Source organism: Micromonospora aurantiaca ATCC 27029, from assembly GCF_000145235.1.
Classification (GTDB): domain Bacteria; phylum Actinomycetota; class Actinomycetes; order Mycobacteriales; family Micromonosporaceae; genus Micromonospora; species Micromonospora aurantiaca.
The window spans coordinates 3,942,148-3,966,282 of sequence record NC_014391.1; the positions used below are offsets into that span (position 1 = coordinate 3,942,148).

Annotated in this window: 27 protein-coding genes; 19 read left to right on the plus strand and 8 right to left on the minus strand. The window is 75.0% G+C overall.

Translation table 11 applies throughout. The features are described from left to right. Window positions 1–122: 122 nt before the first annotated feature. Window positions 123–593, plus strand: a complete 471-nt coding sequence (locus MICAU_RS17495) for a FluC/FEX family fluoride channel (RefSeq protein WP_013286668.1) — start codon at window positions 123–125, stop codon at window positions 591–593. Further along, window positions 590–952, plus strand: coding sequence for a fluoride efflux transporter FluC (locus MICAU_RS17500; protein WP_013286669.1), 363 nt, complete (start codon window positions 590–592; stop codon window positions 950–952). The genes MICAU_RS17495 and MICAU_RS17500 overlap by 4 nt, the downstream gene beginning before the upstream one ends. A 17-nt stretch (window positions 953–969) precedes the next feature. On the opposite strand, the gene MICAU_RS17505 is transcribed toward MICAU_RS17500, so the two are convergent. Beyond that, window positions 970–1,302 carry a hypothetical protein gene (locus tag MICAU_RS17505; protein ID WP_013286670.1) on the minus strand — a complete coding sequence of 111 codons (333 nt, stop codon included), beginning with the start codon at window positions 1,300–1,302 and terminating at the stop codon, window positions 970–972. An 87-nt stretch (window positions 1,303–1,389) separates the two neighbouring features. Then, complete coding sequence (locus MICAU_RS17510; protein WP_013286671.1) at window positions 1,390–2,649, minus strand: MFS transporter; 1,260 nt, start codon at window positions 2,647–2,649, stop codon at window positions 1,390–1,392. Between the two features lie 117 nt (window positions 2,650–2,766). On the opposite strand from MICAU_RS17510, the gene MICAU_RS17515 reads away from it, so the two are divergent. The 17 genes from MICAU_RS17515 to MICAU_RS17600 all read left to right on the plus strand — a co-directional run bounded on the left by MICAU_RS17515 (window position 2,767) and on the right by MICAU_RS17600 (window position 18,994). Beyond that, window positions 2,767–3,756, plus strand: a complete 990-nt coding sequence (locus MICAU_RS17515; protein WP_013286672.1) for a LacI family DNA-binding transcriptional regulator — start codon at window positions 2,767–2,769, stop codon at window positions 3,754–3,756. 29 nt (window positions 3,757–3,785) lie between these two features. Then, on the plus strand, window positions 3,786–4,259 hold the full coding sequence (locus MICAU_RS17520; protein ID WP_013286673.1) for a nitroreductase/quinone reductase family protein: 474 nt from the start codon (window positions 3,786–3,788) through the stop codon (window positions 4,257–4,259). Window positions 4,260–4,438: 179 nt separating this feature from the next. Beyond that, window positions 4,439–5,302 (plus strand): LppM family (lipo)protein, encoded by an 864-nt coding sequence (locus tag MICAU_RS17525; protein WP_244879614.1) that lies wholly within the window; start codon window positions 4,439–4,441, stop codon window positions 5,300–5,302. A 137-nt stretch (window positions 5,303–5,439) separates the two neighbouring features. Then, window positions 5,440–5,784, plus strand: coding sequence for a hypothetical protein (locus MICAU_RS17530; protein ID WP_013286675.1), 345 nt, complete (start codon window positions 5,440–5,442; stop codon window positions 5,782–5,784). Window positions 5,785–5,798: 14 nt separating this feature from the next. Beyond that, window positions 5,799–6,407 (plus strand): glycine zipper family protein, encoded by a 609-nt coding sequence (locus tag MICAU_RS17535; protein ID WP_013286676.1) that lies wholly within the window; start codon window positions 5,799–5,801, stop codon window positions 6,405–6,407. Beyond that, entirely contained in the window at window positions 6,404–7,084 is a 681-nt protein-coding gene (locus MICAU_RS17540) for a carboxypeptidase-like regulatory domain-containing protein (protein WP_013286677.1), read from the plus strand. Before MICAU_RS17535 ends, MICAU_RS17540 begins: the two co-directional genes overlap by 4 nt. 17 nt (window positions 7,085–7,101) lie before the next feature. Further along, entirely contained in the window at window positions 7,102–8,358 is a 1,257-nt protein-coding gene (locus tag MICAU_RS17545; RefSeq protein ID WP_013286678.1) for a phage tail sheath family protein, read from the plus strand. A gap of 1 nt (window position 8,359) precedes the next feature. Further along, window positions 8,360–8,842, plus strand: a complete 483-nt coding sequence (locus tag MICAU_RS17550; RefSeq protein ID WP_013286679.1) for a phage tail protein — start codon at window positions 8,360–8,362, stop codon at window positions 8,840–8,842. Window positions 8,843–10,372: 1,530 nt separating this feature from the next. Then, window positions 10,373–11,131: a CIS tube protein gene (locus MICAU_RS17560; RefSeq protein ID WP_013286681.1), complete on the plus strand. Its 759-nt coding sequence runs from the start codon at window positions 10,373–10,375 to the stop codon at window positions 11,129–11,131. After that, window positions 11,128–12,699: a phage baseplate assembly protein V gene (locus MICAU_RS17565; protein WP_013286682.1), complete on the plus strand. Its 1,572-nt coding sequence runs from the start codon at window positions 11,128–11,130 to the stop codon at window positions 12,697–12,699. The genes MICAU_RS17560 and MICAU_RS17565 overlap by 4 nt, the downstream gene beginning before the upstream one ends. Next, window positions 12,699–13,037 (plus strand): hypothetical protein, encoded by a 339-nt coding sequence (locus tag MICAU_RS17570; protein ID WP_013286683.1) that lies wholly within the window; start codon window positions 12,699–12,701, stop codon window positions 13,035–13,037. The genes MICAU_RS17565 and MICAU_RS17570 overlap by 1 nt, the downstream gene beginning before the upstream one ends. After that, complete coding sequence (locus MICAU_RS17575; protein WP_013286684.1) at window positions 13,034–13,483, plus strand: GPW/gp25 family protein; 450 nt, start codon at window positions 13,034–13,036, stop codon at window positions 13,481–13,483. The genes MICAU_RS17570 and MICAU_RS17575 overlap by 4 nt, the downstream gene beginning before the upstream one ends. After that, window positions 13,480–16,104 (plus strand): putative baseplate assembly protein, encoded by a 2,625-nt coding sequence (locus tag MICAU_RS17580; RefSeq protein WP_013286685.1) that lies wholly within the window; start codon window positions 13,480–13,482, stop codon window positions 16,102–16,104. The genes MICAU_RS17575 and MICAU_RS17580 overlap by 4 nt, the downstream gene beginning before the upstream one ends. Further along, window positions 16,085–16,762, plus strand: coding sequence for a phage tail protein (locus tag MICAU_RS17585; RefSeq protein ID WP_013286686.1), 678 nt, complete (start codon window positions 16,085–16,087; stop codon window positions 16,760–16,762). The genes MICAU_RS17580 and MICAU_RS17585 overlap by 20 nt, the downstream gene beginning before the upstream one ends. Next, window positions 16,759–17,679, plus strand: a complete 921-nt coding sequence (locus MICAU_RS17590; protein WP_013286687.1) for a carbohydrate-binding protein — start codon at window positions 16,759–16,761, stop codon at window positions 17,677–17,679. The genes MICAU_RS17585 and MICAU_RS17590 overlap by 4 nt, the downstream gene beginning before the upstream one ends. A 55-nt stretch (window positions 17,680–17,734) precedes the next feature. Then, window positions 17,735–18,211: a hypothetical protein gene (locus tag MICAU_RS17595; protein WP_013286688.1), complete on the plus strand. Its 477-nt coding sequence runs from the start codon at window positions 17,735–17,737 to the stop codon at window positions 18,209–18,211. Between the two features lie 18 nt (window positions 18,212–18,229). Continuing rightward, on the plus strand, window positions 18,230–18,994 hold the full coding sequence (locus tag MICAU_RS17600; RefSeq protein ID WP_013286689.1) for a hypothetical protein: 765 nt from the start codon (window positions 18,230–18,232) through the stop codon (window positions 18,992–18,994). Here the strand turns inward: MICAU_RS17600 and MICAU_RS17605 are convergent. The 6 genes from MICAU_RS17605 to MICAU_RS17630 form a co-directional block, all read right to left on the minus strand. Next, window positions 18,987–19,601, minus strand: coding sequence for a bifunctional 4-hydroxy-2-oxoglutarate aldolase/2-dehydro-3-deoxy-phosphogluconate aldolase (locus tag MICAU_RS17605; RefSeq protein WP_013286690.1), 615 nt, complete (start codon window positions 19,599–19,601; stop codon window positions 18,987–18,989). The two genes, MICAU_RS17600 and MICAU_RS17605, sit on opposite strands and share 8 nt — an antisense overlap. Further along, window positions 19,598–20,560, minus strand: a complete 963-nt coding sequence (locus tag MICAU_RS17610) for a sugar kinase (protein WP_232236595.1) — start codon at window positions 20,558–20,560, stop codon at window positions 19,598–19,600. Before MICAU_RS17610 ends, MICAU_RS17605 begins: the two co-directional genes overlap by 4 nt. A gap of 106 nt (window positions 20,561–20,666) precedes the next feature. Next, window positions 20,667–21,611, minus strand: a complete 945-nt coding sequence (locus MICAU_RS17615; RefSeq protein WP_013286692.1) for a DUF6807 domain-containing protein — start codon at window positions 21,609–21,611, stop codon at window positions 20,667–20,669. Next, window positions 21,608–22,279 (minus strand): hypothetical protein, encoded by a 672-nt coding sequence (locus MICAU_RS17620; protein ID WP_013286693.1) that lies wholly within the window; start codon window positions 22,277–22,279, stop codon window positions 21,608–21,610. The genes MICAU_RS17615 and MICAU_RS17620 overlap by 4 nt, the downstream gene beginning before the upstream one ends. Continuing rightward, window positions 22,276–23,145 carry a carbohydrate ABC transporter permease gene (locus MICAU_RS17625; RefSeq protein ID WP_013286694.1) on the minus strand — a complete coding sequence of 290 codons (870 nt, stop codon included), beginning with the start codon at window positions 23,143–23,145 and terminating at the stop codon, window positions 22,276–22,278. Before MICAU_RS17625 ends, MICAU_RS17620 begins: the two co-directional genes overlap by 4 nt. Next, window positions 23,142–24,122 carry a carbohydrate ABC transporter permease gene (locus MICAU_RS17630; protein ID WP_013286695.1) on the minus strand — a complete coding sequence of 327 codons (981 nt, stop codon included), beginning with the start codon at window positions 24,120–24,122 and terminating at the stop codon, window positions 23,142–23,144. The genes MICAU_RS17625 and MICAU_RS17630 overlap by 4 nt, the downstream gene beginning before the upstream one ends. Between the last annotated feature and the right edge of the window lie 13 nt (window positions 24,123–24,135).

Consider the following 24,135-nt stretch of genomic DNA (forward strand, 5'->3'; position numbering starts at 1 on the left):
ACTTGCCGCCCCTCGGATGCCGCGAATGTCCGGTCCGCCGGGGCGGAACCTGCAAGATCGCGGAGAGCCGAGGGCCGAGCGCGGGGGCAGGGTTATGCTCGCGGGTGCTGGTGGGAGGTGTTGTGTCCGATCCCCGCGTCGACCCGGACGTCGATCTGCGCGTACCGGCGGACCGGACGGAACTGTCCGCGCACCCGGCAGTCGTACTCGGCGTGATCGCCGCCGGTGGCGTGTCCGGCGCGCTCGCACGGGCGGGCGCCCAGGCGGCGGTGCCGCACCAGCCCGGCGAGTTCCCGTGGGCCACGTTCTCCGTCAACGTGGTCGGGTGCCTGCTCATCGGCGTGCTGATGGCGGTGCTCGCCGCCCGCCCGGCCCACCCGCTGACCCGGCCGTTCCTCGGCGTCGGCGTACTCGGCGGGTTCACCACGTTCTCCGCGTACGCGGTCGACGCGCAGCGGCTGCTGACCGACGGCGCGGCCGGTACGGCGGGCGTCTACCTGGCCGCGACTGTGCTCGGCGCGCTGGCGGCGGTCGCCACCGGGGACACCGTGACCGCCCGGCTGCTGGCCGCCCGCGACGGGAGCCGACGGTGACAGTCCTGCTGATCGCGCTCGGCGCCGCTATCGGCGCGCCGCTGCGCTACCTGACCGACCGGGCGGTGCAGGCCCGGCACGGCTCACCGTTCCCGTGGGGCACGCTGACCGTCAACGTGGCCGGGTCGCTGCTGCTCGGCGGCCTGCTCGCGGCGCCCGTCGGACCGGGCGTGACAGCGCTGGCCGGCACCGGCTTCTGCGGCGCGCTGACCACCTGGTCCACGCTCAGCTACGAGACGCTGCGCCTGGCCCGCACCGGGAAGCGCCACCTCGCGTACGCGAATGTGGCGCTCAGCGTGGTCGCGGGCCTCGGCGCGGCGTTCCTCGGCTACGTCCTCGTCACCGCGCTGAGCGGCTGACCGCGCCGGTCAGCCGGTCAGCGGGCCCGGCGCTCCGGGTGGGCCCGGTTCCACGCCCGCATCCGCTCCGGGTAGCCGGTGCGGGCCGCCTCGTACAGCGGCACCGCGTGCTTCTGGGCGATCCGGCCGGCGACGCGGGGCGAGCCGGTACGGCGGCGGATCCACTCGCCGTCGTCCGCGATGGCGACGACTGTGGTGTCGGTGGCCGTGGTCTCCGGTTCCAGGTAGAACTCGACCCCGCGCCGGCTGGTGACGAACGCCTCCAGCTGCGCCAGGTCCTCCTTGGTCGCCTCGCGGTCGAGCTTCGTGGGCGTCGTCGGGTCGGCGGCCCGGCGGCTGAACCAGCCCATGCCCGCCTCCTCTCCTCGCGTTCGCTCCAGTGCAGCACGCCCGCCTGGCAGGCGGCTGGGAGCGCGGTGGGAGTCGGCTGGACCGGCTCAGCCGACCTTCGCCGCCGGGGCACCGGCCTGCGCGTCCGGCGCGGCGGGACGCTCCCGCAGCACCGGCACCAGCGCGAGCGTGGGCAGCAGGAGCAGCGGCACCACGCCGAGCGCGGACAGCACCCCGAAGTGGTCGCCGAGGAAGCCGAGCAGCGGCGGCCCGGCCAGGAAGGCGGTGTAACCGATCACCGCCACCACGCTCACCCGGGCCGGGGCCTTGTCCTCGTCGTCGGCGGCGGCGCTCATCCCGACCGGGAAGCCGAGCGAGGCGCCGAGTCCCCACAGCGCGACGCCGACCACGGCGAGCGGGCCGGACCCGGCCAGCACGGCGAGCGCCGCGCCGGCGGACGCCGTCGCGATGGTCGCGTACAGCACCGGCACCCGCCCCCACCTGTCGATGGCGACGGTGCCGACGGTGCGGCCGAGCGTCATGCCCACCACGAACACGCCGAACACGGCGGCGCCGACGGCCTCGTCGACCCCGTACCCGTCCACGAACGCCACCGCGAGCCAGTCGTTGGCGCTGCCCTCGGTGAACGCCATGACCAGCACCAACAGCCCGACCAGCAGCGTGCGGGGCTCGCGCCAGGCGGCCAGCAGCGCCCGCCGCCGGGCCGCCGGCTGCCCGTCGCCGGCCGCCTCGGCAGGTGCGGCGAGGAACGCCCGGGCGCCGAGCAGCGTGCCGACCAGGACCAGCACGGACAGGACCGGCAGGTGCACCCCGACGGGTACGTCCAGCCGGGCGGCGCCGGCGCCCAGCCCGGCCCCGGCCACCGAGCCGAGGCTCCAGGCGGCGTGGAAGCGGGGAAGGATCGTGCGGCCGAGGCGCTTCTCCACCGCGGCGCCCTCGACGTTCATCGCCACGTCGCACAGGCCGGAGCCGAAGCCGAACGCGGCGAGCCCGAACCCGACCCCGACGACCGATCCGGCCAGGCTGGCGGCGAGACCGGCCCCGGTCAGGCCGAGCGTGACGAGCACCACCGATACGGCCACCGTGCGCGCGGGCCCGAGCCGCTGGGCGACCAGGCCGGCGGTCGGCATGGCCAGCAGCGAACCCGCCGACACGCAGAGCAGCAGCAGTCCGAGCCGGCTCGGGCTGAGGTCGAGCGCCTCGCGGGCCGCCGGAACCCGGGAGAACCAGCTCGCCACCGCGAGCCCGTTGAGGGCGAAGACGACGGCGACGCCGTTGCGGGCGGTCAGCACCGCCCGGGGCGCCGGTGGCCGCTTCCCGGCCGGCGCGTCGATGGTGCTGCTCACGGTGCGGTAGTCCCTTCCCCCGGCTGGTCCCGACGACAATCGCACACCTGAGAGCGCTACCACCACAAGCGCCGTTATGGCTTAGCTCATCCACGCCCGAGCAGGCATGATGCGGACATGGGAACGCCGACCACACGCCCCGCCACGCTCGACGACGTGGCCCGCGACGCCGGGGTGTCCCGGGCCACCGCCTCCCGGGTGCTCGGCGGCTACGGGTTCACCTCGACGGACGCCCGCGCCCGGGTGCGGGCCGCCGCCGAGCGCCTCGACTACGTGCCGGACCTCGCGGCCCGGGCGCTGGTGCGCGGAGCAGGCGTACGCCTGGTGGTGGCGGTGGTGGGCCGCGACGACACGGTGCTGGACGACCCGTACGTGCACCGGGTGGTGAGCGCGGCGTCGCGGGTGTGCGCGCCGCACGGCGTCGGCGTGGCCCTGGAGTGGCTGCCGCTGGCCGACCCGTCGGGGCTGACCCGGCTCGGCACCGACCGGGGCGTCTGCGGGGTGATCCTGGTCAACACGACCCAGGCGGCGCTGGACGCGGTGCCGCCGAGGCTGCGCGGCCGCGTCGCCTCGATCGGCCAGGGCTCGGCGACGGTGCCGTCGTTCGACGTCGACAACGCCGGTGGCGCGGGCGAGGTGCTGCGTCATCTGTACGCCACCGGCCGGCGCCGCATCGTCATGGTCACCGGGCCGCGCTGGCTGAGCTGCGCCGAGCGTTCGGTCACCACGTACCGGGAGCTGATGCGGGAGTCGGGGTCGCCGGAGCGGCTGGTCACCGGCGACTTCACCACGGCACGGGGCGGCCGGGCGGCGCTGGAGGCGCTGCGCCGGTGGCCGGACGCCGACGCGGTCTACGCGGCCAGCGACGCCACCGCGTTCGGCGTGATCGCCGCGCTGCGCGGGCGCGGTGTGCGGGTGCCGCACGACGTGGCGGTGGCCGGGTTCGACGACCTGCCGTACGCGGCGATCAGCAGCCCGCCGCTGACCACCGCGACCCACCCGGTCGACCGGATCGCTGCCGCTGCGGCCACGGCCGTGCTGACGCGCGCGCCGGTCGCCCCGAGCACCGCGTTCCCGTCGACGCTGGTCACCCGGGAGAGCGCCTGAGCGCCGGTCACGGAGGAAGGAGGGGTCCGATGGGCGGAGTCATGACGTGGATGTACCGGGGCGGCCGGCCGAACCGGCTGGCCCGGATGATGAACGCGCTGTCGGCCTGGCAGTACGGCGCCGGCCTCGCCCCGCGGCACTGGGTGACCATGGAGGTGCCGGGCCGTCGCACCGGCCGGACCGTCTCGGTGCCGATCGTCGTCGCCGACCACGACGGCGAGCGTTACGTCGTGTCGATGCTGGGCGAGCGGGCCAACTGGGTGGCGAACGTGCGCGCCGCGGGTGGGCGGGTGGTGCTGCGTCGCCGCCGCCGCGAGCCGGTGCGGCTGGTCGAGGTGCCGGTGGCGCAGCGGCCACCGATCCTGCGCCGTCACCTGGCGCTCGCCCCGGGCGCACGGGCGCACGTGCCGGTGGACCGGCACGCCCCGCTCGCCGAGTTCGCAGGGGCCGCCGCGGGCATCCCGGTGTTCCGGGTCGTGGCGGCGGAGCCCTCGGCGCGGTGACCCGCCGCCGGGGTCGTCACCGGGGAACACGGCGGAACGGCGTCGCGACAATCCTTCAGAATATCGATCGCTCGCGTTTTCGAGGTCGTCCGAACGGGAGAGGGAGCCGGTAAGATCGGCGACAGAACGGCGACCGATCACGGACTGCCCGGCGACCGGGACCGGCTCACACTGAGCGCATGAATACGAGACTCCGCCGCAGCCGGGCATTCGGCCTCGCGGTGTGTCTCGCCCTCGTGGCGATATTGAGCGGCTGCATGCAGCTCAACCTCGGGCTGACCGTGAACGACGACGACACCGTCTCCGGTCAGCTCCTGCTCACCGCGCCGAAGTCCGTGCTCAAGCAGCGGAACCCGGACCCGGCGGTGGCGTTCGCCGAACTGCGGCCGAACATTCCCTCACTTCCACCCGGAGCGGAGACCCGGTACGAGGACGCCACCTCGTACGGCATTCAGATCACGTACCGGAAAACGCCGCTGGCGCAATTCACGAGCGAAAGCGTGAATCTTGTCCGGGACGATGATCTCATTCGCTTCTCGCTTCCGCTGGACCCCAAGAAATACGGCGGCAAGTTCGGGCAGCAGGATCCGCGCCAGCAACAGGCGTTCATGACCTTGATGGAGTTCGAGATCTCGGTGACGTTCCCCGGCCGGGTGCTCGACACCAACGGCACGATCACCGGACGCTCGGTCAGCTGGAAGGTGGTCGCCAACCAGCCCAAGCCGGCCGAGTTGCGCGCCATCGCCCAGGCGCCCCCGCCGCCCGCCACCAGCCCGGCAGCAGTGGTGACCGGTGACGGCTCCTTCCCCTGGCTGCCGGTCGTCGCCGGCGCGGTCGTCCTGCTGCTGGTCGTCGCCGTGGTGGTCGTGCTCCTGCTGCGGCGCCGGGGCTCCCGCGGCGCCCCGGCCACGACGGCCACCACCGGTCCGGGCGCCCCCACCGGCCCGGGAGCGCCCGCCGGACCGGCACCCGCGGCCACCACGGGACCGGCCGCGCCCGGCACCCCGGCCGCACCGGCGCCACCCGCCGGTCCGCCGGCCTGAGACCCACCGACCACCGACGGCGCCCGCGCCGGCGGCCCATCAGCACACCGGGCGGAACCCGGGTTCAGCGAACCCGGGAACCGCCGCACCACTCCACCCCGACCGCACCACCGCACCATCGGAAAAGGGGGATCGCCGTGAACGATCTCTTCACCTGGGCCGCCCTGGGCAGCCTCACCGGCGCCAGCGCCGCCACCCTGCTCGCCACGAACGTCATCGGCGGGCTGATCGGACCGAGCGGCGACAAGGCGCGCAAGTGGATCGCGCTGGGCGTCGCGCTCCTGCTGTCCTACCTGACCGCCGCGTTCGCCGACGACGCCGGCCCGGAGAAGTGGATCATCGCGTTCTTCAACGGCCTGGTGATCTTCTCGGCCGCGCTCGGCGTCAACCAGCTTCCCCCTGGCAACCGGCAGGCGACGCAGGCGTCGCCCACCCAGCTCGCCCAGGGGCAGGAGCCCCGCTTCGTCCGCTCCTGGGTCTGAGAGAGGTGACCCCCATGATCTTCGGCATCCTCAGCGCGGCCGTCCAGGTCGTCTTCGGCGCCCTGCTCGGGCAGCTCGCCGCCGGCACCGTCGGCCTGCTCGTCGGCGCGGTCGTCGGCCTGCTCGTCGGCGCGCCGTTCGGCTGGGCGTCCGCCTCGGCCGGCACGTACGGCGCCGACCCGAAGGGGATCTTCCTCTTCGTGATCGACCACACGTGGAGCCTGCTCAACACGTTCGCCGGGGCGCTCTACCTGGCGCTGCACCTGGTCTTCGGTCACCAGCTCGACCGGGTCGTCTCGGCCGGCAGCGGACGGGTCAACGTCGTCGAGGGCGTCTCCCCCCGGTACGCCACCACGATCGGCACCGTCTGCGCCGGGTCCAGCCCGGGCATCCAGCGGCACGAGGACGTGCACGTGTTCCAGGCCCGGCTGCTCGGCCCGTTCTACCTGCCGCTGGTGGCGCTCAACTACGTGCTGTTCACCATCGCACCGGTGTGGCTGCTCTGGCACGACCACACCAACGCGCCGATCAACCGGTTCACCCGCTACTTCGAGATCGGCGTCTACCCGCACGTGTGGAACGAGGCCATCGCGTACCGCATCCAGGGGACGCCACCGCGATGACCGGCGCGATCGAGGCGGCCGTCGCGGACGTCGCGAGCTGGCTGGCCGGGGCCGCGGGCGAACCCGTACCGGTCGGTCCGCCGCGCGACGACCCCGACGGCGGTCTCACGGTCTGGCCGCTGGAGCTGCGGCCGGCCCGGCAGACCGCGACCGGCGGCGCGACGCGCGAGCCGTACCGGTTCGTGGTCCGCCTGCTGGTCTCCGGCGGCGGGCCGGCGGCGCTGCCCGCGCTGGACCGGGTGCTCGCCGCCGCCACCACGGCGGGCCGGCCGGAGCTGGTCCTGGCCGCCGGCGACCCGGCGCTGTGGCGGGCGCTGGGCGTGGCGCCCCGGCCCGCGCTGCTGCTGGACGCGCCGGCCCGGGTGGAACGGCCGGTCCCGGTCGCGCCGCCGGTACGGCAGCCGCTGCGGCTGCGGCAACTCGGCATGCGCACGCTGCACGGGCGGGTGGTCGGTCCGCAGGACCAGCCGCTCGCAGCCGTCCGGGTGGAGCTGGTGGGCGCCGCCCAGGCCACCGAGACCGACGCCGCCGGCCGGTTCCGGCTGGCCGGCGTGCCGCACGACCCCGACGCGCCGGACGCCCCGGTGCGGATCCGGCTCACCGGCGCGGGGCGCGTCCACGCCGCCGAGCTCGACCCGGCCGGCGACGGCCTGATCGTCGTCCGCGCCCCCGACTGACGTCCCGAGGAGGACCGATGCCCACCTACTTCTCCCCCGGCATCTACGTCGAGGAGGTGCCCAGCGGGGCCCGCCCGATCGGGCCGGTCGGCATGAGCACCGCCGCGTTCGTCGGGGTCGCGCCCGACCGCGGCGCCCACGTCGGCGAGGCGCTGGCGGTGAACAGCTGGACCGAGTTCCTGCGGCTCTACGCCGACGGCGAGCAGCTGGAGAGCACCCCGCTGGCCCGCGCCGTGTTCGGCTTCCTGGACAACGGCGGCACCCGCTGCTGGGTCGTCAACGTCGGCGAGGGCGGCCGGCTCACCGGCACCGGCGGGCGGCGCGGCGGCCTGGAACTGCTGGAGGCCATCGACGAGATCTCCATCCTGGCCGCGCCCGGCTACCACGACCCGGTGTCGCACGAGGCCCTGATCAGCATGGCCGAGCGGCTGCGCACCATGGTCGCGATCTGCGACCCGCCGCCGGAGGTCACCGACGTCTCCCGGCTCACCCGCGTCGGCACGCCGGGCAAGCCGCCCAAGCCCGCGTCGGCCGGCTCGGCCGCGTCGTCCGACAAACCCGCCGAGGGTACGCCGGGCGACGGCGACGGCGAACCGCCCGGCACCGGCGGCGACCGGCCCCGGCAGTCGGACTTCGCCACCTTCTACTTCCCGTGGATCCGGGTCCGCGACCCGCTCAGCGGCGACCTCGTGCTCACCCCGCCGAGCGGGCACGTCGCCGGCATCTGGGCCCGCACCGACGCGCTGCGCGGCGTGCACAAGGCGCCCGCCAACGAGCCGGTACGCGGCGCGGTCGACCTCGCGTACCGGGTGACCCGGCCCGAGCACGACGTGCTCAACCCCAAGGGCGTCAACGTGATCCGCTTCTTCGCCGGGGAGGGCATCCGGCTGTGGGGCGCCCGTACGCTCGCCGCCGAAGCCAGCGAGTGGCGCTACCTGAACGTGCGGCGGCTGTCCATCTCCATCGAACAGGCCATCGCCAACGGCACCCGGTGGATGGTGTTCGAGCCGAACGACTTCACGCTGTGGCGCTCGATCCGCCGCGACATCGGGGCGTTCCTCACCCGGGTGTGGCGCGACGGCGCGCTGCTCGGCCGTACGCCCGAGGAGGCGTTCTTCGTCAAGTGCGACGAGGAGACCAACCCCGCCGACGTCCGCGACGCCGGGATGGTGGTGGCCCACATCGGCATCGCTGTGGTCAAGCCCGCGGAGTTCGTGGTGTTCAAGCTGAGCCAGTGGGCCGGCGGCACCGAGACCGAGACGATCGGAGGCTGACATGCCCACCACTGCGACGCCGCAGCCGGGAGCACCCGTCGACCCGTACCGGGCGTACCACTTCAAGCTGCTGATCAACGGCATCACCAACGGGCACTTCACCGAGGTCAGCGGCTTCGAGGTGGCGATTCCGGCGCTGTCGTACCGGGAGGCGGGCAACGAGCGCATCCGGGCCGTGCCGGGACAGGTCGAGTACGCCCCGGTCACCCTCCACTTCGGCCTGACCAGCTCGCGCGAGCTGTGGGACTGGGTGAACGCGGCGGCGAAGGGCACAGTCAACCGGCGCAACGTGTCGGTGGTGCTGCTGGACCCGGCCGGCACCGCCGAGGTGCTGCGCTGGAACATGATCAACGCGTGGCCGACCCGGTGGCGGGGCGCGCACCTGAACACGCTGTCGCAGGAGATCGCCATCGAGGCGCTGACCCTGGCGTACGAGGGCCTGGAGCTGGAGGCCGGCGGTGCCGCCGCCCCGGCGACCGCGTGACCGGCTGGCCCGCGCGCTGCGGGCCACCGCCGACCGCCTGTCCGGACCGGCTTCACCGGGTTCACCGGACCGTGCGGACTCGCCGGGCTCCCTGGGCTCGCCGGGCTCGCCGGGCGACGTGCCGCGCCCGCCCGGACAGCCGCCCGAGCACTGGCGACGGCTGGTGGAGGCGCACGCTCCGGGCCTCCTGCGCGACCTCCCCCCGCCCCCCGTCGAGCACGGACCTCTCACCGACCCGTCCGCGAACGCCGGCCCGGACCAGACGCCGGTGCGGCGGAGCCGGACGGCCCGGCACGCAGTGGTGCGGTTGTGGCGAGGCTGGACGGCGTTGTTGGCCGACCGCTTCGGCACATCCCGTTCCCGGACGCGCTCCCGCCACGAGGCCGATCCCGGTTCGCCGTCGAGATCTTGGTACGAAAGTGCCCCCATTGGGGCCGCTTCCTACCAAGATCTTCCGCAGCTCCTGGAAGGTGGGACGGGGATCTCGGGAGTTGAGAAGCCTGAGCCACGCGGTGCGGCGCTGCCGCGGCCGGGAGCGGCGGTCACGCGGGCAGGTGGTGGGGAGGGCGCGGCGGGGTCGGAGACCGCTCCGGCGATGGTGGACGCCCGATGCCGCTCGGGTGACGCGGTGCGGCCGGACGACGCCGGGTCACGTGAGGGCCCTCCGCCGTGCGGGTGCGTGACGTCAAACGGTCCGGCCGGTTCGCCGGGTCCGGCGAGATCGGCGTGCATCGCCGACGGCTCCGGGTCGCGGGACGCCCTCGGCACATCAGGCATCCGCGGCACACCGGCCGCAGGCACCGGTGCCACAGCCACAGACACAGCCACAGCCACCGAGACCACAGGGACCGCCGGCACCGGACGGACGGCAGAGGCAAGGACCAGCGCGCGCACCAGCGCAGACCCGGACGGCAGCCGTGACGCCATCGGGTCGCCGGGCCGCGTCACGTCCGTCGACTCGGCCTCGCCGTCGACCCCTGAGCGGTGGCCCAGCCTCGGCGCGGGCCGGGTGGATGCGCTCCGGAACCTCGCACAGATCCGCCGGGGCCGGGCACGGCACCGGGATGACGCCGCCGGGGCGGACCTGTCGCCCGATCGAGGAGACGTGCTCCCGCTCGTCTTCGCGGCTGCGCCACCGTCGTTGCCGCATGGACCGGCCGCACACACCAGGGGCGGTCGAACCGGGCCGGCGAACTGTCGCGGCGGGACCGGGGACGGATCCGTCGCCGACCACCCGGGACGGGCCGCCGGCTCGCCGTACCCGGATGGGCACGACCCGGCTCCCGGCGGCGAGTTCCGGGCGCGACAGTTGCAGCGACCCGCGCGGCCCCCGTCCGGCAGCCCGTGGCCGGTCCTGCCGGACGACGCCGGCCCGGCCCGGACGACGAACCCGGCCGGCGCGGCCCGGGCGGCCGACGGCGGAGCATACGCGGATCCGTGGCCGGTGCTCCCGGCCGAACCGGTATGGCTTCCGACACGGACCCCGTGGGGTGACACGGCCCGGCTGGACCGGGAACAGGCGGGTGACTGATGGAGCGCGTCGCCTTCCTCGTGGACGAGTCAGGTACCCGGGTCGACTGCCTGCTCAACCCGGAGACCGTGCAGGTGACCCGGCTGGCCGGGGTACGCCCGCGCGGCGGACCGGACGGGCCGCTCACCGGCGCCGGGCTGGCCGACGACCCGCTCGTCTTCACCGGCGGCGGGCGTACCGAGCTGGTGCTGGACCTGCTCTTCGACGTCGACTTCGTGGAGTCGCCGGCCCGGCCCGAGGACGTCCGTGCGCTGACCCGGCCGCTGTGGATGCTCGCCGAGAACTCGGCGGTCGAGCACGGCTGGCTGCGCCCGCCGCTGGTCCGATTGGTCTGGGGCAAGACCTGGAACGTCCCGGGCGTGATCACGGCGATCGCGGAACGCTTCGACGCGTTCACCCTCACCGGTACGCCCCGGCGGTCCTGGCTGCGGTTGAAGCTGGTCCGGGTCGCGGAGGGCGCGGAGGCGGCGCGCGCCGGGTTCGAGGAGGAGCTGGCCGCGGCGAGCACACCCGCTGTCGCGCCCGGGTCGGCGGTGGTGGCCGCCGCCGACGGCGCGGCCGAGCCGGGCTGGTCCGGGGTGCGCTTCGACCTGCTCGCCCACGACGCGCTGGGCTCGCCGCTGCGCTGGCGGCTGCTCGCCGAGCACAACCGGATCACCGACCCGCTCACAGTGCCCGCGGGCACCGCGCTCGCCGTCCCCCCGGTCGGTGCCGCCACCGCCCCGCCGGATGCCGTCACCACGGGAGGCACCCCGTGAGCCGGGCCGCCCTGGTCACACTCGACGGCCGGCCGCTGGCCGACCCGGCCCGGCTGCGCGGCATCCGCGTCGCCGCCCGGCTGGACCGGCCCGCGCAGTGCGAGCTGACGCTCACCGCCGCCCCCGGGGCGGGCCCGCTCGACCCGCCGGTACGCCCCGGCGCCACAGTCGACGTCCGCCTCGACGGCCAGGCGGAGGCGCTGTTCACCGGCGAGGTGACGGCAGTCGAGCGGGAGTACGCGGGTGACGGCGTCGCGCTGGCCCGGATCCGGGCGTACGACCCGCTGCACCGGCTGCGCAAGCGGCAGGAGCTGCGGGTGTTCGAGTCGGTGACCGCCGCCGAGCTGGCCGGTGAGCTGTGCGCCGGGCTCGGGTTGAGCGTGGCGGCCGATGAGGACGGGCCGCGCCTGGACCGGCTGCTCCAGCACCGGCACACCGACCTGGACCTGCTGTGCGAGGTGGCCGGCCGGGCCGGGCTGCACCTGGGCGCCGACGGTGACCGGTTGCGGCTGTTCACGCTGGACGGGTACGGGGAGCCGCTGCCGTTGACGCTCGGCGAGACGGTGCACGCGCTGCGGGTCACCGAGAACCTGGACCGGGCGGGCGCGGAGTGCGCCGTCCTCGGCTGGCATCCGCAGCGCGCCGAGCCGCTGAGCCAGCGGGCGGACGAGGCGCGCAGCGGGCGGCGCATCCCGCTGCGCCCGGACCCGGGCGACGTCGGCGCCGACGGCGTACGCACCGCCGTCGACCAGCCCGGCCGCAGCGACGACGAGCTGGCCGCGCTGGCCCAGGCCGGACTGGACACCCGGGTGGCGGCGCTGGTCACCGCCGAGGGCACCGCGGAGGGTGACCCGGCGCTGCGGCCCGGCCGCCGGATCGCCCTCGCCGGCGTCCCGGACCCGCTGGCCGGGGTGTACGTGCTCACCGAGGTGGTACACACGGTGAACGCCGACGGGCACCGGACCCGGTTCTCCACGGTGCCGCCCGGCCCGCCGCCGTCGGCCGCGCCCCCGGCGGCGACAGTCACGCTCGGCACCGTCACCGACATCGACGACCCGGACGGGCTGGGCCGGGCCCGGGTGATGCTCCCGGCGTACGGCGATCTGGACGCCGGCTGGCTCGCGGTGCTGTGCCCGGGCGCGGGCCGGGGCAAGGGGATCGTCGCGCTGCCCGACCCGGACGACACCGTGCTGGTGGCGCTGCCCGGCGGCGAACCTGCCTCAGGCGTGGTACTCGGTTCAATGTTCGGCGCGGTCGAGCCGTACGACGCGGGGATCGTCTCCGGGCGCTCGCGCCGCTGGTCGATGCGGACCGGCACCGGGCAGTCCATCGTGATCGACGACGACGGGCGGACGCTTCGGCTGGCCACCGACGCGGGCAGCTTCGTCGAGCTGCGTCCCGAGCTGACCACCGTGCACGCGGCCGGTGACCTGGTGCTGTCCGCGCCCGGCCGGGCCGTCGTAGTGCGCGGCCGCACAGTCGACTTCCTGCACGCCCCGGCGGCCGAGGACGCCGAGACCGCCGCCGCGCAGGCCCGTACGCTCGCCCGTTCCGCCGGAGGTGGCTGATGCGCTGGATCCACCGCGACTCGCTGATCACCTGTGGACACGACGGGCGGGTGAAGAACCGCCCGTCGCAGGACTGGGTCACGGTCCGGGGCGTGCCGGTGCTGGTGCGGCCCGACCCGGAGGGGCGCGACATCACCGCCTGCCCGAACTACGGCCCGACGATCAAACCGTGCCTGCACACGCTGACCGTGACAGTGGGTTACAGCACGTGGGTGCGGGTGGACCGGCAGCCGGTGGTGCTGTCACACCTCGACGGCCTCACCGACGGCACCCCGCCGGGCACCGTGCACCACCAGGTCCGCGACGTGCGGCAGGGCTTCCTGGGGGCGGACGCGTGAGGGCCTTCCGCTTCGTCGGCGCCGGCTTCGACGCGGGCCGCGCCGGTGGTCTCGCGCTGACCGCCGCCGGCGGGCTCGCCATGACCGACGGCGACGAGACGGTACGCCAGGCGCTGTACCTGCTGCTGTCCACCACGCCCGGGGAACGGCTGATGCGTCCCGGGTACGGGTCGCGGCTGCACCGGCTGGTCTTCGCGCCGAACGACGACACCACCGCCGGGCTGGCGATCCACTACGTGCGGCAGGCGATCCGGCGCTGGGAGCCCCGGGTCGAGGTGCTGGACGTGGACGCCGGTCCCGACCCGGACGACCCGTGGCGCCTGGTGATCCGGCTGGACTACCGGGTCCGGGCCAGCCTCTCCCCCGGCCACCTGGTGTTCTCCGTCGACCTGCTCCCCGCCGACGAGGAACCCGGCGACACCCCCGACGAGGAGGGCACGTCATGACGCTGCCGGTGCCGCACCTGGACGACCGCGCCTTCCTCGACCTGGTCACCGAGGCGCGGGAACGCATCGCCCGGTCCTGCCCGGACTGGACGGACCTGTCCGCGCACGACCCCGGGATGGCGTTGCTGGAGGCGTTCGCCTACCTGACCGAGGTGATGATCTACCGGCTGAACCAGTTGCCGGAGAAGGCGTACGTCGCGTTCCTGAACCTGCTCGGCGTCACCCGGCACCCACCGGCGGCGGCCTGGGCCGACGTGCGCCTGACCCGCACCGGCCCGGACCGCGGCCCGGTGCGGGTGCCGGCCGGCACCCGGGTCGCCGCGGCGCGCGGCGCCGACCCCCGGCCGGTCGTCTTCGTGACCACCGAGCCGGCGGTGCTGCCCGCCGGGGAGACCACCACGACGGTACGCGTGCACCACTGCGAACCGGTCGAGGCGGAGCTGCTGGGCACCGGCACCGGGCAGCCCGGTCAGGTGTTCCGGGCCGCCCGCGCACCGCTGACCCGCACCACCGAGGCGCTCGATCTGCTGCTCGGCGTGGAGGTGCCGGCGGGCTCGGTGGAGCTGGGCGCCGCGGCCCGGGAGCACGAGGGGCGCACGTACGAGATCTGGCGGCCGGTGGACAGCTTCGCCGGTGTCGGGCCGCAGGCGAAGGTCTACCTGGTGGACCGGGCCTCCGGGGTGGTCACGTTCGCCCCGGCGCTGGACCTGCGCCCGGACACCGGAGCCGCTCCGGCCGTCGAGGGGGCGGCCGGGGCGACCACTGTGGCGGCGGTGCCACCGGCCGGGCGGCAGGTGCGGCTCTGGTACCGCTGCGGCGGCGGGCCCGCCGGGAACGTGGCGGCGGGCGTGCTCACCAGCCTGCGCGACCCGCTGCCCGGGGTGAAGGTGGACAACCCGGAGCCGGCCACCGGCGGCCGGGACCTGGAGTCGCTGGAGTCGGTGCTGGCGCGCGGGCCGTACGAGTTCTTCGCCCAGCAGCGCGCGGTGACCGCCCGGGACTTCGAGATCCTCGCCACCGGTTCCGGGGCGGTGGCGCGGGCGCGGGCGTTCACACGGGCCGCCGTCTACAGCTTCGCCCGGCCCGGCGAGGTCGAGGTGGTGCTGGTGCCGTACGTGCCGGAGGCGGCCCGGCCCGGCGGACGGCTGCCGGTGGCGGTGCTGCGCGAGCACGAGGTGGAGGAGGCCCGCCGCCGGGTCGAGGCCGACCTGGAACGCCGCCGCGCCCTCGGTACGGCGGTGCGGGCGGGCTGGGCCCGGTACAAGGCGGTGTCCATCCAGGCGCGGGTGGTGGTGCGCCGCGAGGAGGACGTGGACGCGGTGCGCCGCCGCATCCACGACCGGCTGCACCAGACGCTCAGCCCGCTGCCCACGCCGCTGAACCCGGCCGGCTGGGCGTTCGGCGAGCCGCTGCGCGCCTCCAACGTCTACCGGATGCTGGAGCACGCCGAGCCGGGCGTGCGCTACGTCGAGTCGGTGCGGTTCGTGGTCGACGAGGCGCCGGACGCGCAGGTGCGCACGGTGGCGGTGGACCAGTACCAGGCCGACACCTGGTACGCCGGCGGCGGCCCGGTGCTGTTCCGCTCCACCAACGCCGGCGCGGGCTGGGAACCGGCCGGCCGGTTCGACGACGAGACGGTGGTCCGGGTGGTGCCCGCGCCCGCCCCGGTACGCCCCGGCGTGGTCCCCCGGGCCGGTTCGGTGGCGGTGGTGACCACCCGCGACGCCGGTGGCTCCCGGGTCCGGCTGAGCACCGACCTGGGTGAGACGTGGACGCTGCTGACCGACCTCGACTCCGGCGTCCGCGACCTGGCCTGGATCGACCGGGACGGCACGGGCGCGCTGCTGCTGGCCACCGACAGCGGCCTGTACGAGGTGCCGCTGCTACCCGGCGCGGTGCCGTTGCAGATCCTGGTCGACCCGGCCGACGCGGACCGGGGCTTCTACGCGGTACGCGCGTTCGTCTCCGAGCGCGGCGCACCCGGGGTGGCGGTGGCCGCGCAGGCCGGATTCGGGGTCTACCTGTCCACGGCGGCCGGACGCCCCGGCACGTTCGCCCACGTCGGCCTCGCCAACGTGGACAACCGGGTGCTCGCCGTGCAGTACGACGGCCCGGCCACGCTGCTGTGGTGCGGCGCGGGCGAGCCGGACCCGAAGAAGCCCGGCCAGGGCTGCCACCGGACCCGGCTGTTCGAGTCGGACGTGAAGTGGCAGTCGATGGCGTCCGGCTGGATCGGCGGCACCTGCCGGGATCTGGCGTTCAGCGGCCCGCTCGCGCTCGCCGCGACGCAGAGCGGCGGCGTGGTCCGGCTCGACACGCTCGCCGGGCAGCCGCAGTGGTCGCCGGTGATGGTCAACTGCGGCCTGCCGCTGCGGGACCGGACCCGGTTCGTCCCGGTCGACGCCATCGCCGCCACCGCGCCCACCGGCACGTCAGGCGCCGGACGGCTGGTGCTCGCGGGCGGCGAGCGCGGCGTGTTCCGCAGCGGCGACGGCGAGGACTGGACGGCGAGCGCCAACCAGGCCACCGCCGACGTGGTCACCGTCCCCGGCACCTGGCTGCTCTGCTCCGGCGAGCACGACATCGAGGTGGTGCGGCAGGATGCGCCGAGCGGCGATTGAGCGGCTGCTGCCGGCCGCGTACCAGCGGGCCGCCGGCCTGGGCAGCGTGCTGGGTGCGCTGCTGGACGTGATGGAGGCGCTGCACGCCCCGGACGAGGCGGTGCTCGCCGACGTCGACGCGCTGTTCGACCCGTACCGGACGCCGGACGGGTTCGTCGCGTACCTGACCCGCTGGGTGGCGATGGATCACGTGGTCGCCGCACCCCGCGCCGACGCGCCGCTGCCGTTGCCGGCAGGCCGGTTGCGGGACCTGGTGGCGCACGGCGCGCTGCTGGCCCGGTGGCGCGGCACCCCGTACGGCATGCGGACCGCGCTGGAACTGGCCACCGGCGTGACCGGGTTCGTGCTGGACGAGCCGCCCGAACGGCCGTTCCACCTCGTGGTGCGGGTGCCGCCGGCCGCCGCCGACCGGCTCGCGCTGGTCACCCGCATCGTCGAGGCGGAGAAACCGGCCGCGGTCACCGTCGAGGTGCTCGCCTCCCCGGTCGACGCGGAACCGGCCGATCCGGTCCCGGCCACCCCGAGCCCGCCCCCCGACTCCGGACCGCCCGAGCCGGACACCGCCGAGCCCGCCGCCGGGGTCGCTGCGGTGCGCGCGGTCGGCCGGGCGCACGTACCAGCACCCCTGCCCCACGATCCGCCCGAGGAGCCGTCATGACCACCGAATGGACAGTCGTCGCCGCCGCCGAACAGTTCACGCTGGACGCCCGCAACGCCGGCGAGCTGACGTTCACCGTGTCCAACCCGGGTACCGCGCCGGACACCGTCGTCTTCGACGTGGCGCCCGGCGAGGGCAGCCAGCGGGCCTGGTTCACGGTGGCCGAGCCCCAGCGGGTGGTGCCGGGGCAGGGCTCGGTGTCGTTCCTGGTCCGGCTCGCCGTGCCGCCCGGCACGCCGCCCCGGCGCTACGACATGACCGGGTTCGCGTACTCGGCCAACACCGCACCGGAGGAGAGTTCCCGATCCAGCGGCCGGGTCACGTACGACGTGCGTGCCGTCGTACCCCCGAAGCGCGCGCCGTGGCCGTGGATCGCCGCGGCCGCGGCGCTGGTGCTGGTCGTGGCCGGGGTGGTGGCCTGGCTGGTGACCCGCGGCCCGGACACCCCGGCTCCGCCGCGCGCCGACGCGGTGACGGTGGAGGCGGAGACGCTCGTCTCCGGCGCGGCGGTGCAGTCCACCACCGGCGCGAAGGCGGAGGTGGTGGCGCAGGAGAACTGCTGCGACGTGGTGTGGTCCGGCGACGCGCAACTGTTCTTCCTGGGCCGGGGCGTGGGCGACCGGGTGACAGTGCAGGTGGACGTGCCGTCCGACGGCACCTGGCGGTTCTCCACCGTGCGCACCACCTCGTTCGACTACGCGAACACGATCTGGCTGGTCGACGGCCGGCAGGTCGGCGACACGTTCTTCGGGTTCAGCCCGACTGTGGTCCGCACCGACGAGGTGGACGTGGGCACCGTGGAGCTGACCCGCGGTCCGCACAAGCTGACGCTCGTGGCGGTGAGCAAGACGCAGGGCACCGACAGGTACTTCGCCGGGGTGGACGAGATCCGCTTCACGCCCGTCGTCCGGCCGTGAGCGCGAGGAGTGAGCCGGTGTTGCGAGCCCCGCAGTCGCGAACCGGGACGGCACTGTGAGCGGGCGGCAGAAGGTGCTGCTGGTGGCCGTGGCCGTGCTGCTGGTGGCGCTGTACGTGGTGGCGGTCGCCGGGCGCCGCGACGACCCGGGCGACCCGGGGGCCGGGCCGGGCGCGCTGGCCCGGCTCGGGCGCGGGTCCGGAACTGTGGACCCGGCGACGGTGGCCGTGACCTGCCTGCCGCCGGCCGCCGAACCGGCCACCACCGCCGACGGGGTGACGCTCGCCTTCGGCACCGCGTGCCGGCTGCGGGTGGCTGACCCGGGCGCGCTGCGCACGCTGGTGCTGCGCGGTACGACGCCGTTCGAGGTGACCGCCCGAGCACCCGGCGACGCGGACGTCACAGTCACCGACGAGGTCGCCCCGGACGCGGACGGCCCGGCGGTGGCGAAGGTGGCTGTGGACCGGGAGACCGAGGTGCTCCTGCGCTGTCCGGGAGGTGGCGGATGTTCGGTCACGCTGGCCCGGTCCTGACCGGAACGGAGACGCGGCATGGGTGAGTTGCGCAAGCCGTTCCTGCTGCTGGCCCTGCTCGCGGTGGCGCTCGTGGTCGGCGTGGAGCTGGGCGCGGCGGCGCTGACCGGCGGTGGGGACGCCAGTGGCGCGTTGCAGGACAGCGCCGGCCGGCTCGGCGTCGAACTGGGTGACGTCGGCGCGGTGTCCGAGCCGTCCGGGCGCGGCATCGGCTACCTGGCGCTGATCGACGTGGTGGCGCTCTGGACGACCGGGCTGTTCTGCCTGAGCCTGGTGCTGCCGGACCGGATGCAGGGCCGGGTGCAGGGCGTGGCCACGCTCGTCTTCTCGATCGTGCTGCTGCTGGTGTCGCTGGTCCTGCTGATCGTCGCGTTCATCGAGCTGACGGTGATGGTCTCGCTGTTCCTGGCCCCGCCGTTCGGCACGCTGGCGTACCTCGCGGTGTGGGGGTTCTTCCCGGTCGACGACGCGGCGGTGCTGCTCGGGCTGGCGCTGCTGCTCAAACTGGTCTGGGTCGCGCTGCTGCTCGCCGCCCAGCCCCGGTTCCTGCGCAACAAAGGCCTCGTCGCGCTGGCGCTGACCACGCTGCTGTGCACTGTGGTGTTGCAGTTCCTGCACGGCCTGGTGCCGGTGATCCTGGTCAGCATCCTCGACGACCTGGGCGCCGTGGTGTTCGCCGTGGTGGCGCTGATCTGGGCGCTGGTGCTGCTGATCGGGTCGATCCCGGCGATCGTCAAGGCGATCCGGACCACCGCCACCACGTCCGGCCGTACCGTCACGTGATAGCACCGCCGCCGGCGAGCGTGGCCAGGCGGGGCAGCTGCTCCGGGTCGGTCAGCGCCGACCCGACCGCCACCACCCGCGCCCCGGCGGCGAGGAAGTCACCCGCGTTGCCGGCGTCGACGCCGCCGGTGGCCACGAACCGGGCCTCCGGCAGCGGCCCGGCCACCGCCCGGAACCAGGCCGGGCCGAGGCTGACCGCCGGGAACGCCTTGAGCCACACCAGGCCGTGGTCGAGCGCCCGCTGCGCCTCGGTCGGGGTGGCCACGCCGGGCAGGTGCGGCACGCCGAGACCGGCCGCCGCGTCGGCGACGGCCAGGTCCAGGCCGGGCGCCACTGTGAACGCCGCCCCAGCGGCCACCGCGTCGTGGACCTGCGCCGGGGTACGCACAGTGCCCGCGCCGACGATGCGGCCCCGCCGACGCCCGGCCGTCACGGCGGCGTGCAGCGCCGGCACCGCTTCCGGGGTACGGATGGGCACCTCCACCACGTCGATGCCGAGATCCCAGGCCAGTTCCGCCAGCCGGACCGTCTCCCCGGGCGGCAGGTCGCGCAGGATCACCATCACCCGCGCGCCGCCGAACAGGGCCTCGAAGTCGTGCCCGCTCATCTCCCGCTCCCTCCCCTGACCTGCATCGACGCCTGCTCAGTCCACGCCGCGTCCGGCAGCGCCAGCGCCCGCGCGATCGTCTCCGCGTCCGGTGGCGGCGCGGTGTCGCCCGGCACGGCCAGCACCGGCGCGGCGGTCAGGTGGCCCAGCCGCAGGCAGGCTCGCAGGTCGAGGCCGCGCAGCAGCCCGGAGAGGAACCCGGCGGCGAACGCGTCACCCGCGCCGACCGGCTCCACCACGTCCACCGGCAACGCCGGCACGAACACCGCCGGTCCGGTACGCGGCAGCGCCGTCGCGCCGACCGGCCCGTCCTTGACCACCACCAGCTCCGGGCCGGGCAGCAGCGCACGGACAGCGGCCGGATCGCCCGCCGACCAGAGCACGGTCGCCTCGTCCAGTCCGACAAGCACCACGTCGGCGCGGTCGGCCAGGTCACGCAGGACCGGTCCGGCCCGGCCGCCGGGCCAGAGCGCCGGGCGGTGGTTCACGTCGAAGCTGACCCGGGCACCGGGCAGCGCCCGCCCGTCCAGCGCTGATACGAGCAGGTCACGGCAGGTGCCGGAGAGCGCGGCGGTGATCCCGGACAGGTGCAGCAGCCGCGCCCCGGCCAGCGCGGGACGCCCGAGGTCCGGCGCGCCGAGGCGGCTCGCTGCCGACCCGGCGCGGTGGTAGTGGACGCGGGTGCCGTCCGGGCCGGGATCCTTCAGGTAGAGGCCGGTCGGCGCGTCCGGATCGACGGTGACCGGGGAGACGTCCACGCCCGCGGCGGCGACCTCGGCCACCACCCGCCGCCCGAACGGGTCGTCGCCGACCCGGCTGACCCACGCCGCGCGGTGCCCGAGCCGGGCCAGCCCGGCCGCCACGTTGGACTCCGCGCCGCCCACGCCGACAGTCAGCCGCGCGGCGTCCTCCAGCGACCCGCCGCCGTCAGGGGCGAGCACCACCATCGTCTCGCCCACGCACACCACCTCCGGCCCGCTCCCGGCCGCGACCGCGGTACCGGAGGCACGCGGCTCGCTCCCCGCGCTCACCGTGGGGCTCGCAACACCGGCTCACACCGCGCGCTCACCGGATGACCGCCGCGTCCAGCCGGGCCGCGATGTCGGCCGGGTCGAGGTGGCCGTCGGCGACGAGGACCCGGTGCCGGTTGTGCCGGGGCTGCCCGGCCGCGACCACCGCCGGGCTGTCGAACGCGTACGCGACGCAGACGCCCGGGTACATCGCGGTGCGCACGAACCACCTGTCGCCCGTCCCCAGGCCGGTGAACACCAGCGTGTACGCGCCACCTCCGGGCGCGGTGGCGGACAACGCCAGCCAGGGCGCGGCCGAGCCGTTCACCGCCTCCTCGCCTTCCGCGTCGGCGGTACGCACGAGGGGTTCGCCGTCGGCCACCGCACGCCAGAAGAAGCCGCCGTACCCCGCGCCGCCCGGGCGGCCGTTCGTGGCCGGGCTGCCCAGGTGCACGTCAGCGCCGGTGGCGGAGGTGAGCGTGGCGGACAGGTCCAGCCACCAGGCGTCCTCGCCGGCCGGCGTGGCGGTGATCCGCCGGTGTTCGCGCAGCAGCACCCGGCCGTGCCGGTCCCGCCACTCCAGATCGTGGTCGAGCCGGTCGGCGGCCCGGTCCCGCCAGCCGGTATGCGCGATCACGCCGTGGTCGTCGCGCCAGGTGTAGCCGGTGCCGCGCACGTACGTCCGGCCGCCCCACAGGTTGACGCCGTCGACGTCCTGCACCGCCAATGACGCGCCGAGGTGCCAGACGTGGTCGGCCGGCAGCGCGTCCGTGACCGGGGTGCCGACCCGGGTCCGCACCGGGTGCAGGTACGGCCGGGGTCCGTGACGCGGGTCGAGGTCGGGCCGGACCACGTACCGGGCCACCTCGGCGCCACCGACGACCAGCCGCGACTCGGCGTCGGTGCCGGCAAGCCGCGACTCCGCGTCGCCCCCGGCAAGGCGCGACTCGGCGTCAGCCCGGCGCGGCTCGGCAGCGGCGGAACGGGGTTCGGCGGTCACGACAGGTCCGGCGCGGGGACCGGGTGGCGGGCGTCCAGCGCGTGCAGCGCCGCGAGCGCGTACCCGCCGAGGATCGGCACCGCCACCGGCGTGACCAGCACACCCAGCACCACGGCGAGCACGCAGACGCCGGAGGCGGCGGCCCAGGTGCCGGGGCGCTGCGGGCAGGTGCGGGCCACCTCGAGCGCGGCCGTTCGCCAGCCCCGGCCGCCGGTGCGTCCGACCGCTACGGCGACAAGGCCCGCGTACCCGAGCAGGACCGCCACCACGACGGCGGTGAGCGCGAGCGCGGGCCCGCCGCCTGGTACCCGGCCGGTGGTGAGCGCGAGCAGATCGGCGGCGAGCAGCGCGGCGGCGGCCAGGGCGACGGCGCTCACCGCCAGCCCGGCGGGCAGCGCACGGCCGAACCGGGTCAGGCTGGTCCGCGCGTCCGGCCAGGCGCCGGTGACCGACCTGTCGTGCAGCGCGGCACTCGCGGTGGCGACCGCCGGGGCGAGCGTGAGCACCGGCAGCGCGGCGAGCGCCACGGCGAAGCCGAGCAGCGCCAGGTCGGTCGCCTCGCGCAGCGTGTCCCGCCAGTCGGCACGGGCCGGCACGGTGTCGGGGTGGGCCGGCACGGTGTCGGGGTGGGCGGGTACGGCGTCGGTGTGGGCAGGCACAGCGCTCATCCCTTCAGCCCGCTGGTGTTGATGCCCTCGACGAGCATCCGCTGGAAGGCCAGGAAGAACAGGAACACCGGCAGCAGGGACAGCACCGACATGGCAAACATCGGGCCGACAGCGCTCTGGCTTGTCGAGTCGATGAACAGGGTCAGCGCCACCGGGACCGTGTAGTCCTCCAGGCTGGACAGGAACACCAGCTGGCGGAAGAAGTCGTTCCAGGTCCAGATGAACGAGAAGATCGCGGTGGTGACCAGCGCCGGGCGGCTCAGCGGCAGGATGACGTGCCGGAACACGCCGTACGGGGACGCGCCGTCGATGGTGGCCGCCTCGTCCAGCTCGCGCGGGATGCCGCGCATGAACTGCACCATGAGGAAGACGAAGAACGCCTCGGTGGCCAGGAACTGCGGCACCAGCAGCGGCAGGTACGGCCAGTCGCCGCCGACCAGGCCGAGGCTGCGGAACAGGATGTACTGCGGCACGATCAGCACGTGCCCGGGCAGCAGCAGCGTCCCGATCATGACGGTGAACCACATCTTGCGCAGCCGGAACCGCAGCCGGCCCAGGGCGTACGCGGCGAGCAGGCAGGACAGCGCGTTGCCGACGACGGTGAGCCCGCTGACCAGCGCGCTGTTGAGGAAGAACCGGCCGAAGCTGATGTCGAAGTTGGTCCAGCCGTCGAGGTAGTTGCCGGGGGTGAAACGTTCCGGCAGCAGGCCGACGTTGTTGACGATCTCGGCCTGCGACTTGACCGAGGTGCCGAGCATCCAGAACAGCGGGTAGAGCACCACCGCGACGATCGCCACGAGCACGATCAGCCGCAGGACGTTCCGGCCGCCGCCCGGCCGGCGGCGGGCGACAGGAAGCGCCGTCATGAGTCGTCTCCGTCCGAGTAGTGCACCCAGAACCGGCCGGTGCTGAAGAAGACGGCGGTGACCACGCCGATCGCCACCAGGAACACCCACGCCATCGCCGACGCGTAGCCCATCTCCAGGTCGGTGAAGCCGGAGATGTAGAGCTTCAGCGTGTACATCAACGTGGAGTCGACCGGGCCGCCGGTGCCGTTGCTGAGCACGAACGCGGCGGTGAAGCCCTGGAAGCCGTTGATGGTCTCCAGCACCAGGTTGAAGAAGATCACCGGGGAGAGCATGGGCAGCGTGACCGCGCGGAACCGCCGCCACGCCCCGGCGCCGTCCACGGCCGCCGCCTCGTACAGCTCGGTGGGCACCTGCTTGAGCCCGGCCAGGAAGATCACCATGGGTGCGCCGAACTGCCAGATCGCCAGCACCATCAGCGTCTCCAGCGCCCAGTCCGGGTCACTGACCCAGGGCAGCCCTTCGACGCCGAACAGGGCGAGGAACGAGTTGAACGCGCCGTCCCGGTTGAACATGTTGACCCAGACGATGGCCAGCGCGACGCTGCCGCCGAGCAGCGACGGCAGGTAGAACAGGCTGCGGAACAGCCCGACGCCGCGCCAGGCACGGTTGAGCAGCAGCGCCACACCGAGCGCGGCGGCCAGCTTCAGCGGCACCGCGATCAGCGCGAACGTCAGCGTGACCCGCACCGCGTGCCAGTACGACGGGTCGGCGGTGAACATCCGCTCGTAGTTGGCCAGCCCCACCCACCGCACCTCGGACAGCGGGGTGAGGATGTCGTAGTCGGTGAAGCTCAGCCAGAGCGAGAGCACCATCGGGATCGCCGTGACGCCCATCAGTCCGATGAGCCAGGGCGAGAGGAAGACGTACCCCGCCAGGCCCTCGCCGAGCCGGGCCCGGCCGGCCCGACGCCGCGTGGGGCGAGGGCCGGCCGGTCCGGTGCGCGGGGTCCGGCCGGGCGCCGTGGTGAGAGCCACGGGACCGGTCCTT